The organism is Massilia sp. (assembly GCF_031995545.1).
Taxonomy (GTDB): Bacteria; Pseudomonadota; Gammaproteobacteria; order Burkholderiales; family Burkholderiaceae_D; genus Telluria.
Genome location: NZ_DAMAGA010000029.1, coordinates 1 through 14978 on the forward strand (window position 1 = coordinate 1; position 14978 = coordinate 14978).

Consider the following 14978-nt stretch of genomic DNA (forward strand, 5'->3'; position numbering starts at 1 on the left):
GCCCTTGCCGCTTAACCTCTACTTTTAGCGCGCTCTAAAAATGGGGGGATTACCATCCGCTGCGTCGACGCTGCCTTTCCCTGCTCGCGCAGCTCGTCCAAAGCCTCGGCGACGTCGCGGATGTCGGCCGTCAATGGGCTGCCCGACATGACCACTGGGAACCTACCCAGCGAGCGGTGCGTGTAGCCGGTTGCCGTGCTCATCCCGAGCACCTGGCAGGTTTCGTCGATGTTGAGCCGCGGCTTGTTGTAGATTGCAAGAAGCAAGAATTCAGTTCGCATTTTTTGCCTTTCTGTTTCCGATTTCGGCGGACAGGCCCGCCTACCTATTTGGTGTTGTTGGCGCTGGCGGCCAGTCGGGTGTAGCAGTTGCTGTGGAATGCGGCCTTTGCCGCGCGCCCGCCGTCCGGCACCTGGGCGCGCACGTACCGCTCGCCGCTGTGCACGGTCAGGCCGCAGCCGGCGCACTGGTGCTGGTGCCGCGCGGTGTGCTGGATGCTGTTTAGGATCACCGGCCGCCTCCAGCCAGGACCTTGTCGATATCGGCGTGCAGGCTCACGGCCGGCGCCACGTCCTTCCAAGTTTCCAGTGCGGCGCGCGCTTCGCGCAGCAGACCTATGTCCCGATCCACCTTCGCCCGATCCGCCGCCACCGCATCGCGCTGGCCCTGGCGGTACTGCTCGGCGGTGAACAGCGGCTTGCCTAGTCCTGGCAGCACGCTGGCGTGCCGGTAGCCGTTCTGAGCATAGATGCGCGCCATCGGCGCCGGCAAAGGCGGCAGCCCTTCGTCGTCCACCTCAGCAGGGCGAGAAGCAAGGGCGGCGCGCTGGTCGTCGATGTGGCCCGAGCCGCCGCATGCGGTGCACTCCAGGTGCGCGTTGTCGCCATAGTCGTGGCCGCAATTGATGAACACGGATTCGCCTCCGGGGAGCACTGCCGACGTGGCGCCAGTCCTCGCGGCGGCGTCGAGCGCCGCCTTCAGCGCTGGGTCCAGCGTGACGCGCGGGCGAGAAGTAAGGGCGCTGGCCTGCCATGCCTCCCACATCTGCTGCTGGTGTGCCGGCCCATACTGCCCAGCGTAAATTCCGTTGTGCATGTCGCGCGTGGGCTGGCCCGTCGAATGCCTCGTCGCGAATTTGCTGCGATGCCACGCCTCGAATGCTTCGCGTTCGGTATCAGCCATGGCTTGCAGCCTCTCCCTGGCCGCCGTTGAACTGGGCGGCGCGCGGGGGCGCATCCAGCGCACGAATGGCGCGAGCGGTGTCAGCCTGGAGGCTTCCTTCCTGGGCGTTCTCTACCAGCTGGGCGGCAGTGTCACGCATGGCAGCGCGCTGCTCGGTCAGGTAGTCGGTCGACCAGTCAATGCCAATGAAGGCGTAGCGCGGCGCTTCCTGTGTGCCAGGGGCGCTAGGGGCGGCGGCGAGCAGTCGATCCCATGCGCGGTGTCCAGTGTCGGAAAGTCCCTCTGCGGTGGTCCGGTAGCCTGCGGCCAAGAGCATTTCCGGGGTCGCGCGCTCTGACACCAACCGCAAGCCGTCCAGCGCGCCAGGTGCTGCGGCGTGCTGGGCGCGCTCGTCCGGCTTGGCCCATCCCATCGCTATGCGGTAGTCGGCTACGCTCTCGTCTGGTCTCCGCAGGCGCGGCGGGTTGTCTGGACCATATTCCAGCTTGGCACGATGGGCAGCGCACGGGCCTTCATGACCGTCGGCGCGGGTGCAGTGCCAGTCGGCCGGCGGAAGCCTGCACTCACCGGCAATACCCGTGCCCCAGCGCTCCATGCCGCGTTCGACCAGGCGCTTGTCGTCGTCGCTCAATTCGTCATTGGCAGACTGAGCGTCGCTCTCTGCAGGCTGGGCGGCTGGGTCGGTTTCCAGCAACTCGAACAGTTCTACCGCTGGTTCGCTCGTTGCAAACCCGGCGTTCGCCGCATCGCAGTGCCATTTCCAAGCCAGCCCGCGCACCGCCGCGATCATAGGATGCTCGGCTTGCGGCGCTTCGCCCTCTGGCTTGGCGCGGCGAGCAGCGACGCCGCGCACATCGTCGATGAGATTATCCATGGCCGTGTCGTCAACTTCATGGCGCTGCTCGAAAACGCGGCGCGCGTGCGTGCGCAGGACTTCGCGGTCGAGGTCCGGCAGTTCAGGGGATGCGGTAGGGGTGGTAGTCATGCTGCGTTCTCCGCGCCGTGGCGCTCAAAGTAGAAGGTGACCGGCGCGCCGGTTTCGGCGATCAGACCGTAGGCCCTGGCGAGCCGGTAAATCGGGTGGTACTGGTTCAGCGAGTTGACGTGGCCGGCCAGCCATTGGCGCCAACCCTCCAGCGGCATGCTGTGCTTGCTCAGATTGCACGGCGCGCATGCGGGCATGAAGTTGTCGAGGCGATCGTTCTCGGGCTTGTGCAGCTCGCCGGTGGAGAGCAAGCGACCACCGCGAAGCTCCAGCTTCCGCTCGACGGGCAACAGGTGGTCGGCGTGCCAGCGCGCGCACAGCTCGCAGCCACAGTACGCGCACCGTCCGCCGAACTTGGCGTGCACGCTGGCGCGCTGCGCTTTCGTCAGGCGCATGCTCACGATGCGCTCTCCCGCACGTCTGGTGTAGATGCCTGGGCGCCGGGCAGGGGCGGTAGCCGGCGCCAGTGCGTGACCTCGCCTTCGCAGACGTACACGCTGGAGTATTCGCCCCAGTTGTCGATGCATTCGAGCCAGCCAGCCTTCAGGTATTCGGTGTCATAGGCCTCGTTGTATTCCGTGCTTTGGCCGCCGCACTCGTCGCCGGACGCCTCCACCTCATACTGGCGCACATACTTGGCGCGGATGATGCGCAGCTTACCGGCGCGGTCGCGGTAGGTAGCCAGGCAGTACCCGCCATCCGGCAGCCGCTCGTCGGCACTGATCCAGCCCGGCTCTGCTTGTTCTGGCGCCTGCTGTGCTACTGCTGACGACCTGAGAACAGCATGCGCGAACTTCGACAGACCTTCCGCGCTGAACGTACATGGTCCATACAGACCTTTACCGCCCACTTCGTAATTTGCTGCGAGATCGAATATCCACTGATCATCGCCCGGCACCGCTACATGACCGGCTTGTGCCGCGACCTCACGCTCGATGACTCGGGCGAAGCGGGAAATGATGCTTTTATGATCGGTATCTTCAGCATTTTCCGCTTGTACCACAGCGTCAAAATACATAGCTTCGATCCGCTCATCCGTCAGCGTGCTGCTGGGTTTGGTGGTTTGTTCGTTGTTCATCACTTTTCCTCGTCCAGTCGGTATGTGCGGCGCGGCACCGGGCCGGCCAGTTTGTTTTTCACTTTGTCGCGCTGGGCTTCCGCCAGGGCCAGCATTGCCTGGAGCTCGGCCACCTGGTTGAACAGGGCGCGGGCCATGTGCTCATCGCTCTGGTAGGTGACCCGCAGTCGTTCGAAGGTCATGGCCGCGCTCCGTAGAAGGCCGCCGCGCACGCTGCAGCTGCGTCGTCGGCGCTCTGGATCTCGGCCACGATGATCAGGAAGGCCAGCACAAACACCAGCGCCTGGGCGATGCGGCGAATCATTGCGGCAGCCCGGTGACGATGGCGGTGGTGCACGCGGCGACCCAGGCCAGTACGGCGATCGTGTTGCGCCAGATGGCGCGCAGCTGGTGCTCGCTCATGACAGCTCCTTGAGCTCGCAGGCGACAGCGCGCATGTTGGCGATGGCGGCGCCGGCCGCGCGCTGGATGGTGTCCAACCGCGTGCGCGCCATCGCGACGTGCGCCAGCGGCGCGCGGGCCAGATACTCAACCGGGACGGTGAACAGGATGCGCAGCTCGTAGCGCTCCGGTGCTGCCTGGACGTCGAGCAGGTGCTCTTCCGTCCGGATGTCAGCCCAGCGCTTGAACTGCTCATTGCGCGGGCGGTACGGATACACAAAGGTGGTCGATGCGAGCGGCGTGCCTTCGTCGTCCCATTCGAGCGGACGATCGGGCAGGGCGTGGTCATCGAAACGGCGCCGCGGCGTCACTGGCGCCGGTGCTTGCGTGCTGGCGGTCATATTCATTTTTTCGTGTCGTCCGGTTGGGTGGATGGGGTCTTGTCGTCGATCGCTTTCAGGTCGCGGTAGTAGCGCGGCGAGCCGCGGTTGCCGCGATAGGCGCGCACGGCCTGGCGGTCCTGCTCTACCAGGCTCTGGTCGTCGGTGCTGGGCGCGCGCCAGGCGCGGCGTCTCGTCTGTCGCATGATCGTCAGCCTTCGAGGATCACCGACACGCCCATGGCGCCGTCGTCGTAGGCGGCGTCCTGAAGCGCGTTGCGCTCGCCAATGGCGGTGTACGTGATCAAGTCGGCGCCCGGCTCGGTGCAGATGGTGATGCGGTAGACCATGTCGTCCTCACTCTTTCGTTTTTGCCCGGGCGCGGGGCTGGCGGCTCGACTTCGAGCGGGTAGGGTTCAGGTCGCGCATCTCCTCGCGCATCTCCTCGCGCTGCTCGACCAACATCTGGATCGCGGCGCGGGTGATCGCGGCCATGGTGGCGGCAGCAACATCAGGGTGCGCTCCGTAGAACTCGGTCACCGCGCGCCGGCTGCTGCCGTACGAAGCCGAGACGCTGTAGTCGTCGTGGTCGTGCTTCACGTTCACGCCGCGGCGGATCGCCAGCTCGCCGGCGTCGCGCGGGTTGCGGCGGTAGCGCGGCAGGTCGACCGAATGAAGGCCGCCATACATCCCGACCAGCGACCCGCGCGCCACCTTCTGGTGCACCGGCACGTCGAAGTAGAGGCTGCGCGGCTTGAGGCCTTTCAGTTTCTTGTCGAGCAGGGCCAGTTCGATCTCTTCGTCGATTGCCTGGCTGAGGTACTCGGTGTCGTATTGCTGGGCCATGCCCGGTGACAGTGCCAATGCTGGCTCTGATGCTGGTGTCACGCCAAGTCACGCCACGTCATACCAAGTCACGCCTAGAGAAGAGGAGAGTAGAGAAGAGACGAACAACGACGGCAACAGCGCAGGCGCGCCGGCTGCCGCCGCCGCTGTCGTCGTCGATGACCAGGCTGACGAACCCGACCACCCCCGAGCCGCGCCGATGCCGCCCCGCGAAGAGTCGGCCGAAAGCCAGGACCCGGCAATTGCGCTGTCTGTCGCACTGCGAAAGCTTGGCGTCAGCGCGACATTCACGCACCCGGCAGTGCTGGACTGGGTAGCCCAGAAGGTCCCGATGGAGGTTCTGCATGCCGCCGTCGCCACGGCGCGCGAGCAGAAGCGCCCGGCCGTCAAGATCGCGCCGAACTACCTGGTGCCGATCGTCCGCGACCTGATGAACCCGCCCGCCGCGCCGGCCCAGTCGTACGGCAAGCCAGCGCCACCGATCCAGGTACGCAAGCCCCAGGGCATGGACCCGAAGGGCACCGACGAAAGCTACGACGAATACGACGCTCGGATCCGCGCCGCCGAAGCTGCGCGCCGCGGCGGCCCGAACCCATGATCACAAGGAGACGCACCATGCTGACACTGCACACCCCTGGCGCCGAAGCGACGATGTCGAGCCGCGAGATCGCCGAAATCTGCGAAGCGCGCCACGACGACGTCATCGCGACGATCGAGCGCCTGATCAACGAAGAGGTTTTACGACTTGGTCGTAATACCGCCCGCCTGCAGGCGCCCGGCGTGGCCGGCGGCCGCCCGACGATGGTCTACGACCTGGCGAAGCGCGACTGCCTGATCGTGATCTCCGGCTACAGCGCCGCGCTGCGCGCCAAGATCATCGACCGCTGGATCGAGCTGGAGGCCGCCGCGCCGGCGCCAGCGCTGCCCCAGTCATTCGCCGAGGCGCTGCGCCTGGCCGCCGACCCGCAGGATGTGATCGCGGCCCAGGCCGAGCAGCTGGCCGCCGCCGCGCCGGCCGTGGAGTTCGTCGAGCGCTACGCCGATTCGACCGGCACGAAGGGCTTCCGCCAGGTGGCCAAGCTGCTGAACGCGAAGGAGAACGAATTCCGCGACTTCCTGCTCGACTCGAAGATCTTCTACCGCCTGTCCGGCGAGCTGATGCCGCACGCGCAGCACATCGACGCTGGCCGCTTCTGCGTGAAGGCCGGCACCGCCCAGGTCAGCCGACACGCCTACAACGCTGCGCGCTTCACCCCGAAGGGCGTGACCTGGATCGCGGGCGAATGGGCAAAGCACCAGGTAGCGCTGCGCCAGCGCGCTGGCGCCGAGATCGCGGCATGACCCGCGAACACGACCCCTGCGCCATGTGCGAGCGCTTCACGCTGGACCGCGCCAACCTGCCGCCAGGTCACGGCTGGTGCGTCGTGTGGGCGCGCCCAACACCCTGGAACGGCCAGATGGCGTGCTGTTCAAGGAAGCGAAGGACAGGGCGCCGCGTGCGCGGTATGTGGCGCAGCAGCAGGAACAACAACAAGAATTGGAGAAAGCGTGAAAGCAGCAGACCTTTTCGCCGGCCTCGGCGGATTCAGCGCCGGCGCCACCATGGCCGGAATCGAAGTCGTATTCGCTGCCAACCACTGGCGTGCCGCAGTCGAGATCCACTCGCAAAACCACCCTGACGCCGCGCACCTGTGCCAAGACCTGCAGCAGGCGAACTGGCGCGACGTTCCGGCGCACGACCTGCTGCTGGCGTCACCGTGCTGCCAAGGGCATAGCCCGGCCCGTGGCAAAGCCAACGGCAATCCGCAACACGACGCAAGCCGCTCGATCGCCTGGGCTGTGATCTCGGCGGTCGAATACCACCGCCCGGCGTTCGCCGTGATCGAAAACGTGCCCGAGTTCACCCGCTGGGCGTTGTACCCGGCCTGGTGCGCGGCGATGGACGCGTTGGGCTACGCGCTCACGCCAACATTGGTCGACGCGGCCGACCACGGAGTGCCGCAGCACCGCGAGCGCCTGTTCATCATCGCCACCCGCGCCAAGCACCCGATCATGCTCGAGTTGGAGAAGCGCGCGCACGTCCCCGCCAGCAGCATCATCGACTTCGGCGCTGGCAAATGGCAGCCGATCGAGAAGCCTGGGTGCGCCGCCGCGACGTTGCGCCGTGTACAGGCCGGCCGGAGCGCGCACGGCGACCGCTTCGTGATGCCTTACTACGGTGGCGGCTCTGGCCTGACCGGCCGCTGCCTAAGCCGCCCCCTCGGCACGATTACAACGAAGGACCGCTGGGGCGTGGTCGACGGCGAGCGCACGCGCATGCTGACCGCCCAAGAATGCCGAGCGGCGATGGGATTCCCGGCCGACTACATCCTGCCGGCCAAGCACGCTGAGGCTGTCCACATGCTCGGCAACGCCGTGTGCCCGCCAGCCGCGCGCGACGTGATTGCCGCGATGCTGGGGGCTGCATGAGCACTGCTTACGAAAGGAATACGGCTTGCGCTAGTGTGACGAGCACGCTCAGGCCGGCAATGATCGCTGCGATCATCGTCCACTTCGCAGATAGTTTTGATGCCTCCGCGGCGTCTCTTGCCACCAGCGCTGACTCGCGCGCAGCGTCGATGGCCTCCTGGGCCTGCCTGCGCTGCTCTTGCTCTCTGCGAGTGGCCGCTTCTTGGCTCTTCTCTTCGAGCCACTCGCGGAAATGGACCTGGAGTCCAGGTACGAAGTCCGAAACGGCAGCTCGGGCCCAGGCCTCCCCCTTTTCTTCGCACTCCTGCCGCGCTCTCGCCCGAGCTTCTGGGGTGTCGTACAACACAGATCCTTATCAAAAAGGAATCGTAGCATGGATCCGCACCCCCATCGCCCGCACTGGCACGACCGCACTTTCCTGGAGAAGCGGCTGTCTCTTCAAACTAGTAATCGAGTCCGTGCCGCGGGAGGGAGATTTGGAACTCGCGGTACTTCGCTTCAAACTGCTCATGCGTCGCGTTGGTATGAGCGAGCCATTGGCGGGCATCGGCTGCAGCCTGAGCAGATGGAAAGCGGTAAAGCACGCCCCATACAAGTATCACGTCTCCGATCGGAGATTGCTTTTGCTCGAAGGCGAGGCGCCACTGTTCCGCACTTGCTATTGCATATCCCAGCGCGGCATTTCCGGCCGCTGCCTTCGTAGGAAACGTCTGGGGCGAAATCGCACCGTCGATCTTTCTATTGCCGAGGAAGACTTGGAAGTCGACGTGCCACAGACCGTCAGCGTCCTGTATAGCCCTGAAAAATATCTCGAACTCCTTATAGATCGATTGCAGGTATTCGCTCGTGATTTCCACTTCAGCCTCCTAGTTGTAAGAAAGGCATCATAACATGATGCGAACTCCAATTTCTCGCACTGGCACCCTCAAGTAAGGCAAGCCGCTCGCGCGCAACACTCCGATGCGCCGGACCGGCTTCAAGGCGCCCGCCGCCGGCGCCGGCCTGCTGCGCGTTGCCGCAGTGCAGGCCAAGGCCACATTCCCGCTCAAGCGGGAACCGAAAGCACGCAAGCCGATGAAGAAGTCGCGCGCCAAGTCGACGCCAGCCCGGCACGGCGCACGCCGCCGCGACTGCACGCGGATGATCCCTGGCGTCTGCAACCGCGACCCGGCAACCACCGTCCTGTGCCACTCCAACCGCCTGGCCGACGGAAAGGGCATGGGCCTGAAGGCTCCGGACAGCGCGGCGTGCTTCGGCTGTAGCGACTGCCACGACGTGCTCGACGGCCGGCGCCCGCTGCCCGGCTGGATGACGCGCCAGCAGCTGGAAGACACGTTCGACCGCGCCACCGCCATCACCCAGGAACAACTGAAGCTCGAAGGAATTGCCGCTTGATCACCCTGACTCTACCCATCCCTCCAACGATCAACCACTACTATGGCCAGCGCCCGCGTGGTGGGCAATACATCAAGCCGGCCGGGATTGCATTCCGCGTCGCAGTGGCCGAGATCGTAGCCGCCGCCCAGGTCGAGCCGCTGCTCGGGCGCGTGTCGCTATTCGCCGCCATCCACCCGGCTGACCGGCGCCGCCAGGACATCGACAACCGCGCCAAGTCGCTGCAGGACGCGCTGACGGCTGCTGGCGTGTGGCTGGACGACGAGCAGATCGACGAGCTGCACCTGGTGCGCCGCGAGGTCGTGCGCCGCGGACTGGTGCGCATCGTCATCACGGAAATGAAGGAGGCTGCCTGAAAAGTGGCGCGAGGTAGCCGCGCAGGCATAGAAAGGAATGGGCGCCGCTTAACGGTAGCGCCCGAGAGTTTTACTTGGCGACCCGGTGCTTGCGACGCGCGCCATCCATCCCATCATGGCGAGAGCAGGGAGCAGGAGGGCGCCCGTGCCAGGTTCTGGGATTTCAGCAGCGTCAATCGTAGTCAGCGACCCAGCTGTGACAAACCGGTACGGTGAACAGTTCATGCACTCATAGCTGTTTGCGGTATCGATAGCGAATTTGCCTCCAGCGATGGCCAACGGCGCAGTAAATGCAAAGTTGAAGTAACGGTCACCGCCCTCAGTGATCAAGTAGAAACCATTGGATCCACGGATGGAAGTATCGTAAATGTTGCTGTTGTTGTCGTAGGTGTACCCGCTTACGGCGCCGTTAAAGGTTGAGAAGCTAAAACTGTCGAATTTCCAAGCGTGCTCAGAAATATCCATCTTGATTGAACCAGTGGCGATCGTACCATCGTCAAATTGAACGCCGGATAGATTCCACGTTAGCATTGAGGCTTGGACAGGCAGAGCTGCGGCCAGCGTTAAGGTTGCTGCCATGAGTGAAGCGCGAAGAGTATTAAAGATCATCAGAGATTCCCTAATTATATTTATGGTAGACCGAGTAAATGTCACTCCGCGACTTTAAGGCAAGGTTCATGCCAATTGATAATTACCTTTTCCAATAAGCAACATAAAAGGCGGCATGCTTCCCATGGAAAGAGCAATGTAAAGTTTTTCAACGGACCAAGGGGCGGTGATAACTGGAGCATCTGGCGTGACGACGCCTAGGTGGTGCGCATCCACATCGAGAAGCGGGATTCGGAGACGCCCGGCGCGCTGGTGGAGGTGATGACGGCCGGTGCGGAGGCTGCCTGAAAGTGTGACGATTCATCTGCGAAGAAGGCTCACCACGCCTCTGATGAAAGGCGCCGGTGAGCATAGAGCACGCGCTTACGAGTCACAGCTCGTTGCACGCCTCATAAGCGAGAGCTGCAGCGATCAGGCAAAGGGTATTCCCCTTACAAGCTTTTTTTGCTTCGGCATACGCTATATCGCAGACTGGGTTGCCCATTGGCTTAGTGTCTTGAGAGGCGCTTTTCGACAACTCGTCAATTGATGGCGCGGACGCATCGGTAGTGATTTCCAGCCGCTCGTCCTTGCGGAAGAATTTATCCTGCCCGTGCTTCGCTCCGACCTCCCGCAAGGTCTGCTCAACTTCAGCGATCGCATCTGGTGTCACAGCGGTCGATGTTTGGATTTTCATTTTTCTCTCCCTCAGTCTGCCGGAATTGGCGTTAACAAATTATCAAAAGTTCTAGCAAATTCCTTGACCTAGATCAAACTTCGATAGACGCCTAGTAGCAAAAGAGGTGATGTGTGCAAAAAGCCTCATGAGTTCGAATGACAAAATTAAATAATTCAATTCGGAAATTTCTTGGTGGCATATGCTACGCTAGCCCGGTCGTCTTGCAGAGAGCATTAAATCATGGGGTTCGTTGACCGCTACATCCATGCATTGAGCGCATCGAGCCTTCAGGACAATGCCCGCCATAACCAGGCCGAGCCGTTTCTGGCGTCGGCGCTGGCTTCCGCCGTTCCGGGTGATCTCGGCGCGCTGCTACACCGTGCAAAATACGCCGGCACCGCATCGCAGGACCTGGCGAAAGCGCTTGCCGTGCGCGACCACATCGAGAAGCAGCTGCTCGAGGCGGTGCGCAACAAGGACACCAGCCGCGAAGCAGAGTGCCGCCAGGCGCTGCAGGGTGATGCGACCGTGATCGAAGGTGGCGTTGCCCACCTGGCGCAGCTGCTGCGCCTGTGGACTGCGGAGGTGACGAAGCGCGGCCGGGCGCGCCGCTGGGTTCCCGAGAACACTGCATGGGATGCGGCGGCCGCGATCAAGCTGTACCGCACCGTGGCCGAGCACTCCCTGGCACACTGGCTCAGCGATAGCGCCGCCCCCGATCTGCAGATGCCGGCCGGTTTCGTGCGCGAGCACGCGCTGAACATGGTGAGCGAGCTGCACGGCATTGCCGGCAGCCATGCCGCGCGGGCAGCGCGAAAGATGCGTACCCCACAGCCCGCATGATTTATTGCTGAACACTGTGTATACGTACAGCAATTTGTTGTAAACTGCAGTTCGTCATTCTTCCGGCCTCGTAATGCGCGCATTGGCGCCACCGATAACCGGAACTTGCAACAGCATCAAGAACATTGAGTGCTTTCGCTCGTCTGTAAAAAAGCCCGCTGTTTAGCGGGCCTGGATCACACTGCTTTGTTTTTCTGCTTCCGGGTCAGGCGGAGCATTCCTGCAGCACCGAGTGCTAACAATGCAATACTGCTAGGCTCCGGCACCTCGTTAGCAGGAATAAAGGTCGGGATAATGTGGTTAATGCCCTCGAAATGGCCACCCATCTGATCTAGTTGGCTTGCCAAGTCTGGTCGTACAGTGCCAACGGTGATGAGGCCACTGTGGGTGCCAGAGAAGCGTTCGAAATCACACGTGTCATAGCAGCCAAAAATGGAGCTGTCATAGCTCGCAGTGTACGAGAACTTTCCGCCATCTACGCGTGCAAATGTGATGCCGAAGTTTGTGAACTGGTCACCTGCAAAGTTACTATAGACTTTGAAATTCGTAGGGCCACCATAACCAAAGTAAGTGCTGGCATCAGTCAGGTTTGTGGACCCCTCAACGAACGTAGGCCAGAGAGAGAGTGCGAACGGCTCCTCTCTTGGATAGTTTTTAACTGGAACCCTAAGGTCGAAATACGCTATCGACTGGTCTTCATCGTTTTGGATGAAATGCCCGGTCATTGGGCCAGTGATATTGTATTGGGTGTATCCAGCATTGGCGTTGAACGACAGGACGGCGCCTACTGCAATTGCAAGTATTTTATTAAGCATTTTTACTTTCGTTATGGGCATGGACTGCGTCGCGAACAAAGCATTTTCCATGCCATGAAGAAAAGTTTCTTTAAAATCATGACGTTGCCTGTTTTGCAAATACCGTCGTGAGATGTGGTGTAAATTTATTCGACATCCACATTGCATAGATTCCTCAGTTTCTATATTTCACGGAGCTTGCTGGACATGCAGGCGCAAGCTCTCGCCGCCCTCGCAGCAATGCGCCGGGCGGCTTTTCTTTTTTCGAGGTCAGCTATGCCCATCAGTGTTGAAGACGAGCTGGCATGGCTGCGCTATACGGTGCAGCGCCAGCGCGACCAGGCGACAGCATGACCACCGCTACCTGCTACCGCCAGCAGATCGTCCGCGCCGTCACCGGCCGCGCGCCGGCCATCACCCGGAGCGTCACCAACACCGGCGCTCTCGATCGCATCTGCGCGCGCCTGGTCGAGGCCGAGCGCGCCGCCGAGATCCTGCAGGCCAAGGGCTACGGCAAGCCGGGCCTGCTGCTGCACGAGGTCGCCGCTCTGGTGCCGGCCAAGCCATGAAGCTCACCACCTTGAAGACGCGCCTGCAGTCCGCCGGCGCGCGCCTGCCCACGCTCACCGAGAGGCCAGGCGTGGTCGAGCGCAAGCGCGGCTATGCCGGCGTGCTGGACCGCAAGCGCATCCGCGAGCGTGACTGCGGCCTATGCAATGCCTGCGTGAGGGCCGCACCACCGTCGGCTATCCAGTCGACCACATCATCGCGCTTGCCGACGGCGGCACGGATGACGACGACAACAAGGAAACGCTGTGTCAGCCATGCCATGACGCCAAGTCGGCGCGCGAGGCGAGGCAGCGTGCGTGAGGAGGATGGATGGGATCGATCAAGGTCAGCACGAAACGGCAAGACCAGACCATTTATCACGCGGTCCTCGACGGCAAGCGGCTGGAGGCGCTTGTTATCGAGGCAGTCGCGAAAGCCGCCGGTGTGACCGTTGATCGGCACGCTGTCCGTGTCGATTGGCTCTACCTGTCCAGTCGCATGGGCAGCACGGGCAGTGACCGCCGAACGCGGCATCGAGATGAAGCAAATCATCGCTATTTCGCAGGGCTACCGCCTGAATGGTGCGATCAAGGACACCGAGCGCAAGGTGGCCGGGCGCGAGCTGCTGCACGGCGGCCGGCCGATGATGGTCTGGTGCGTCGGCAATGCCCGCGTCGAGGACAAGGGCAACGCGATCCTGATCACCAAGCAGGCCTCCGGCAAGGCCAAGATCGACCCACTGATGTCCGCATTCAGCGCGGTGTCGCTGATGGCGCTGAACCCCGTCGGGGCAGCCGCGCCGGAAATTTACGTATTGGACTTTTGATGACCGGACAACTATTGAACCTGGAGGCGAACCAGCACCGCTCGCGCGTGCTCGACTCCTGGATCGCCGGTCGCGATGGCGCCGCCGAGCGCACCGGAGTTGTCGCCCTGGGCGAGAACTCCAGCGGCAGCCTCACCATGAGCGAGCTGGCCAACCTGATTGGCGCCGCGCACCGGTCGTCGTCAGGATCACAGGTGACGGCCGAGACCGGCATGCGCGTGTCGGCCGCCTACGGCTGCATGTCGTTGGTTGCCGGCGCGATCAGCACGCTGCCGGTCGGCATCTACGAGCGCAGCGGCAATGATCGGGACTCCGCCGACCACGACTACTGGTGCCCACCGGTGGAGCGCTCTGCAGCGGCCGACCTCGACGCCGGCAGAAATGGGCGACCGAGCTGCTGCGCCAGTATGCCGAGTGCTCTGCGCGCCATGCAAAGGCAGTGCAGGCTTGGTCGGATGAGAAATAATCAAAATTGAGTCATATCAGAGTTAATAACTGTTGGTGAAATGTCATCAGGATGTAAATTGAGCTTTGCAAAGCGCATCTTTACCCAAAGGATTTCGCGACATACATTGCGCAACCCAGCAAGATAGTTTAAAAAATCTTTTTCGGAAACACCTGTAATTCCTTTGTGAGTCAATGACCCGCGTATCTTGTAACATTTTCTGATCAGCGATGCCACGCTCCCGCCATCTATGAAACTCTTGCTGCAACATTCCTCAGCTAACTTAACTATTGATTGAGTTATTGATTCTTTCTTCAAGTCCGAGAGTGAGCTTGCGATCCGCTCTAGCGACTGGTGATCAGCATCCCTCTGTTCTGACTTTGCTTTTTTGCTCTCTTGGATGGTTTCACTCCTAAGTAACTCAATAAATGCAATGACTTTAGGCGATCGCTCCATCGTTGCACTGAGAGTCTCAAGCATTTGTATTAGCATCAAAAATGCGGTACGGGATTGCTCAAAGAAAGATTGATGATAAATTTCAAGTGCTAGCGAACTACGTGTATCAATTCGAGGCTCTTGGTCTGCCATAAGACACATCGCGCTGATTAGACCTGCTGGCGTGAGGGAAAATGGCGCGATTTGGGCGCTCATCTTTATGCTGGTTATTCCATGTGTCTTATCTAGCTCTTCGATTATTGTGATCCCTAACTTATGAGGTACTGCACGAGTTTTCTTTTTGCTCTCTTGGTCAGAAAAAGTATTCTTGCTAAATATCGTGTCCTGTCCAGGTAGTGCTTTAGCAGGCTCATATTCTCCGACGTTTATATCTCCAGCTTTGAACCCTAATCCAAGTTCTGCTGCAACTAAAGACAGTGCTAACAAGCATTCTCTAGCCTCTTCCCATGCTTCTTTAGGCGATGGAAAACCTCCGCGCATTAATTTAAATTGTTTTGCCTCATGGAATGATTTTCCGTCCGCTCGCAAAATTATGGAATTGCCATCATCTTGGCCATACTCCAGTTGTGTTAGATAAGGTTCGGCGGCATCTGGAACGTTGATAATTCCTTTATATGCAAATTGAAATATCAACCGATATTTGTATGTCTTAGTTTCCATGGCCAACCCCGCTCGAATGCGTATTGATCGTCAGTTCTCAGTGTAGATCTTTTGCTCTGCTCTGCTC

General features: G+C 61.3%; 28 protein-coding genes. 10 read left to right on the plus strand and 18 right to left on the minus strand.

The features are described 5' to 3' along the window. Nucleotides 1-11: 11 nt before the first annotated feature. From RTQ83_RS17695 to RTQ83_RS17750, 12 genes are all read right to left on the minus strand, one after another. Nucleotides 12-281 carry a hypothetical protein gene (locus RTQ83_RS17695; protein ID WP_312517256.1) on the minus strand — a complete coding sequence of 90 codons (270 nt, stop codon included), beginning with the start codon at nt 279-281 and terminating at the stop codon, nt 12-14. A 44-nt stretch (nt 282-325) separates the two neighbouring features. Continuing rightward, the gene (locus RTQ83_RS17700) at nt 326-511 is read right to left on the minus strand and encodes a hypothetical protein (protein WP_312517258.1); all 186 of its coding nucleotides are present in this window, start codon (nt 509-511) and stop codon (nt 326-328) included. Continuing rightward, the gene (locus tag RTQ83_RS17705) at nt 508-1182 is read right to left on the minus strand and encodes a hypothetical protein (RefSeq protein ID WP_312517260.1); all 675 of its coding nucleotides are present in this window, start codon (nt 1180-1182) and stop codon (nt 508-510) included. The genes RTQ83_RS17700 and RTQ83_RS17705 overlap by 4 nt, the downstream gene beginning before the upstream one ends. Next, nucleotides 1175-2167 carry a hypothetical protein gene (locus tag RTQ83_RS17710; protein ID WP_312517262.1) on the minus strand — a complete coding sequence of 331 codons (993 nt, stop codon included), beginning with the start codon at nt 2165-2167 and terminating at the stop codon, nt 1175-1177. The genes RTQ83_RS17705 and RTQ83_RS17710 overlap by 8 nt, the downstream gene beginning before the upstream one ends. Next, nucleotides 2164-2562, minus strand: a complete 399-nt coding sequence (locus RTQ83_RS17715) for an HNH endonuclease signature motif containing protein (protein ID WP_312517424.1) — start codon at nt 2560-2562, stop codon at nt 2164-2166. The genes RTQ83_RS17710 and RTQ83_RS17715 overlap by 4 nt, the downstream gene beginning before the upstream one ends. A 2-nt stretch (nt 2563-2564) precedes the next feature. After that, nucleotides 2565-3245 (minus strand): DUF551 domain-containing protein, encoded by a 681-nt coding sequence (locus RTQ83_RS17720; RefSeq protein ID WP_312517264.1) that lies wholly within the window; start codon nt 3243-3245, stop codon nt 2565-2567. Further along, nucleotides 3245-3427 carry a hypothetical protein gene (locus RTQ83_RS17725; protein WP_312517266.1) on the minus strand — a complete coding sequence of 61 codons (183 nt, stop codon included), beginning with the start codon at nt 3425-3427 and terminating at the stop codon, nt 3245-3247. The genes RTQ83_RS17720 and RTQ83_RS17725 overlap by 1 nt, the downstream gene beginning before the upstream one ends. Next, complete coding sequence (locus tag RTQ83_RS17730) at nt 3424-3549, minus strand: hypothetical protein (protein WP_312517268.1); 126 nt, start codon at nt 3547-3549, stop codon at nt 3424-3426. Before RTQ83_RS17730 ends, RTQ83_RS17725 begins: the two co-directional genes overlap by 4 nt. 94 nt (nt 3550-3643) lie before the next feature. Then, nucleotides 3644-4033: a hypothetical protein gene (locus RTQ83_RS17735; RefSeq protein WP_312517270.1), complete on the minus strand. Its 390-nt coding sequence runs from the start codon at nt 4031-4033 to the stop codon at nt 3644-3646. Further along, entirely contained in the window at nt 4030-4212 is a 183-nt protein-coding gene (locus RTQ83_RS17740) for a hypothetical protein (RefSeq protein ID WP_312517272.1), read from the minus strand. Before RTQ83_RS17740 ends, RTQ83_RS17735 begins: the two co-directional genes overlap by 4 nt. Before the next feature lie 5 nt (nt 4213-4217). Then, nucleotides 4218-4355: a hypothetical protein gene (locus RTQ83_RS17745; protein WP_312517273.1), complete on the minus strand. Its 138-nt coding sequence runs from the start codon at nt 4353-4355 to the stop codon at nt 4218-4220. A gap of 7 nt (nt 4356-4362) precedes the next feature. Continuing rightward, nucleotides 4363-4869 carry a hypothetical protein gene (locus RTQ83_RS17750; protein ID WP_312517274.1) on the minus strand — a complete coding sequence of 169 codons (507 nt, stop codon included), beginning with the start codon at nt 4867-4869 and terminating at the stop codon, nt 4363-4365. 313 nt (nt 4870-5182) lie between these two features. Here RTQ83_RS17750 and RTQ83_RS17755 point away from each other — a divergent pair, with 313 nt between their 5' ends. The 3 genes from RTQ83_RS17755 (at nt 5183) to RTQ83_RS17765 (ending at nt 7320) form a co-directional block, all read left to right on the plus strand. After that, nucleotides 5183-5449, plus strand: a complete 267-nt coding sequence (locus RTQ83_RS17755) for a hypothetical protein (protein WP_312517275.1) — start codon at nt 5183-5185, stop codon at nt 5447-5449. A 17-nt stretch (nt 5450-5466) separates the two neighbouring features. Further along, nucleotides 5467-6192: a phage antirepressor KilAC domain-containing protein gene (locus tag RTQ83_RS17760; protein WP_312517276.1), complete on the plus strand. Its 726-nt coding sequence runs from the start codon at nt 5467-5469 to the stop codon at nt 6190-6192. 207 nt (nt 6193-6399) lie between these two features. Next, the gene (locus RTQ83_RS17765) at nt 6400-7320 is read left to right on the plus strand and encodes a DNA cytosine methyltransferase (RefSeq protein WP_312517277.1); all 921 of its coding nucleotides are present in this window, start codon (nt 6400-6402) and stop codon (nt 7318-7320) included. Between the two features lie 7 nt (nt 7321-7327). Here the strand turns inward: RTQ83_RS17765 and RTQ83_RS17770 are convergent, their stop codons facing one another. Together RTQ83_RS17770 and RTQ83_RS17775 are read right to left on the minus strand one after the other, a co-directional pair. Next, a complete protein-coding gene (locus tag RTQ83_RS17770; RefSeq protein WP_312517279.1) occupies nt 7328-7663 on the minus strand; it encodes a hypothetical protein in 336 nt (111 codons plus the stop codon). A gap of 100 nt (nt 7664-7763) precedes the next feature. Further along, nucleotides 7764-8177, minus strand: coding sequence for a hypothetical protein (locus RTQ83_RS17775; RefSeq protein WP_312517281.1), 414 nt, complete (start codon nt 8175-8177; stop codon nt 7764-7766). Nucleotides 8178-8280: 103 nt separating this feature from the next. On the opposite strand from RTQ83_RS17775, the gene RTQ83_RS17780 reads away from it, so the two are divergent. Both RTQ83_RS17780 and RTQ83_RS17785 read left to right on the plus strand, forming a co-directional pair. Then, the gene (locus tag RTQ83_RS17780) at nt 8281-8715 is read left to right on the plus strand and encodes a nuclease domain-containing protein (RefSeq protein WP_312517283.1); all 435 of its coding nucleotides are present in this window, start codon (nt 8281-8283) and stop codon (nt 8713-8715) included. Beyond that, nucleotides 8712-9071, plus strand: coding sequence for a RusA family crossover junction endodeoxyribonuclease (locus RTQ83_RS17785; RefSeq protein ID WP_312517285.1), 360 nt, complete (start codon nt 8712-8714; stop codon nt 9069-9071). Before RTQ83_RS17780 ends, RTQ83_RS17785 begins: the two co-directional genes overlap by 4 nt. 48 nt (nt 9072-9119) lie before the next feature. Here RTQ83_RS17785 and RTQ83_RS17790 read toward each other — a convergent pair whose 3' ends face one another. Both RTQ83_RS17790 and RTQ83_RS17795 read right to left on the minus strand, forming a co-directional pair. Continuing rightward, a complete protein-coding gene (locus RTQ83_RS17790; protein WP_312517287.1) occupies nt 9120-9680 on the minus strand; it encodes a hypothetical protein in 561 nt (186 codons plus the stop codon). A gap of 370 nt (nt 9681-10050) precedes the next feature. Beyond that, nucleotides 10051-10356, minus strand: coding sequence for a hypothetical protein (locus RTQ83_RS17795; protein WP_312517289.1), 306 nt, complete (start codon nt 10354-10356; stop codon nt 10051-10053). Between the two features lie 222 nt (nt 10357-10578). Between RTQ83_RS17795 and RTQ83_RS17800 the strand changes: the two genes are divergently transcribed. Next, nucleotides 10579-11181, plus strand: coding sequence for a hypothetical protein (locus RTQ83_RS17800; protein ID WP_312517291.1), 603 nt, complete (start codon nt 10579-10581; stop codon nt 11179-11181). A 176-nt stretch (nt 11182-11357) separates the two neighbouring features. On the opposite strand, the gene RTQ83_RS17805 is transcribed toward RTQ83_RS17800, so the two are convergent. Continuing rightward, entirely contained in the window at nt 11358-12095 is a 738-nt protein-coding gene (locus RTQ83_RS17805) for a PEP-CTERM sorting domain-containing protein (RefSeq protein WP_312517293.1), read from the minus strand. 230 nt (nt 12096-12325) lie between these two features. On the opposite strand from RTQ83_RS17805, the gene RTQ83_RS17810 reads away from it, so the two are divergent. From RTQ83_RS17810 to RTQ83_RS17825, 4 genes are all read left to right on the plus strand, one after another. Next, on the plus strand, nt 12326-12544 hold the full coding sequence (locus RTQ83_RS17810) for a hypothetical protein (protein WP_312517295.1): 219 nt from the start codon (nt 12326-12328) through the stop codon (nt 12542-12544). A gap of 142 nt (nt 12545-12686) precedes the next feature. Beyond that, nucleotides 12687-12845 carry an HNH endonuclease signature motif containing protein gene (locus RTQ83_RS17815; protein ID WP_312517297.1) on the plus strand — a complete coding sequence of 53 codons (159 nt, stop codon included), beginning with the start codon at nt 12687-12689 and terminating at the stop codon, nt 12843-12845. Nucleotides 12846-13038: 193 nt separating this feature from the next. Further along, nucleotides 13039-13350: a hypothetical protein gene (locus RTQ83_RS17820; RefSeq protein ID WP_312517300.1), complete on the plus strand. Its 312-nt coding sequence runs from the start codon at nt 13039-13041 to the stop codon at nt 13348-13350. After that, on the plus strand, nt 13350-13826 hold the full coding sequence (locus tag RTQ83_RS17825; RefSeq protein ID WP_312517303.1) for a hypothetical protein: 477 nt from the start codon (nt 13350-13352) through the stop codon (nt 13824-13826). The genes RTQ83_RS17820 and RTQ83_RS17825 overlap by 1 nt, the downstream gene beginning before the upstream one ends. Here the strand turns inward: RTQ83_RS17825 and RTQ83_RS17830 are convergent. After that, nucleotides 13817-14911 carry a hypothetical protein gene (locus RTQ83_RS17830; protein WP_312517306.1) on the minus strand — a complete coding sequence of 365 codons (1095 nt, stop codon included), beginning with the start codon at nt 14909-14911 and terminating at the stop codon, nt 13817-13819. The two genes, RTQ83_RS17825 and RTQ83_RS17830, sit on opposite strands and share 10 nt — an antisense overlap. Nucleotides 14912-14978 lie beyond the last annotated feature (67 nt).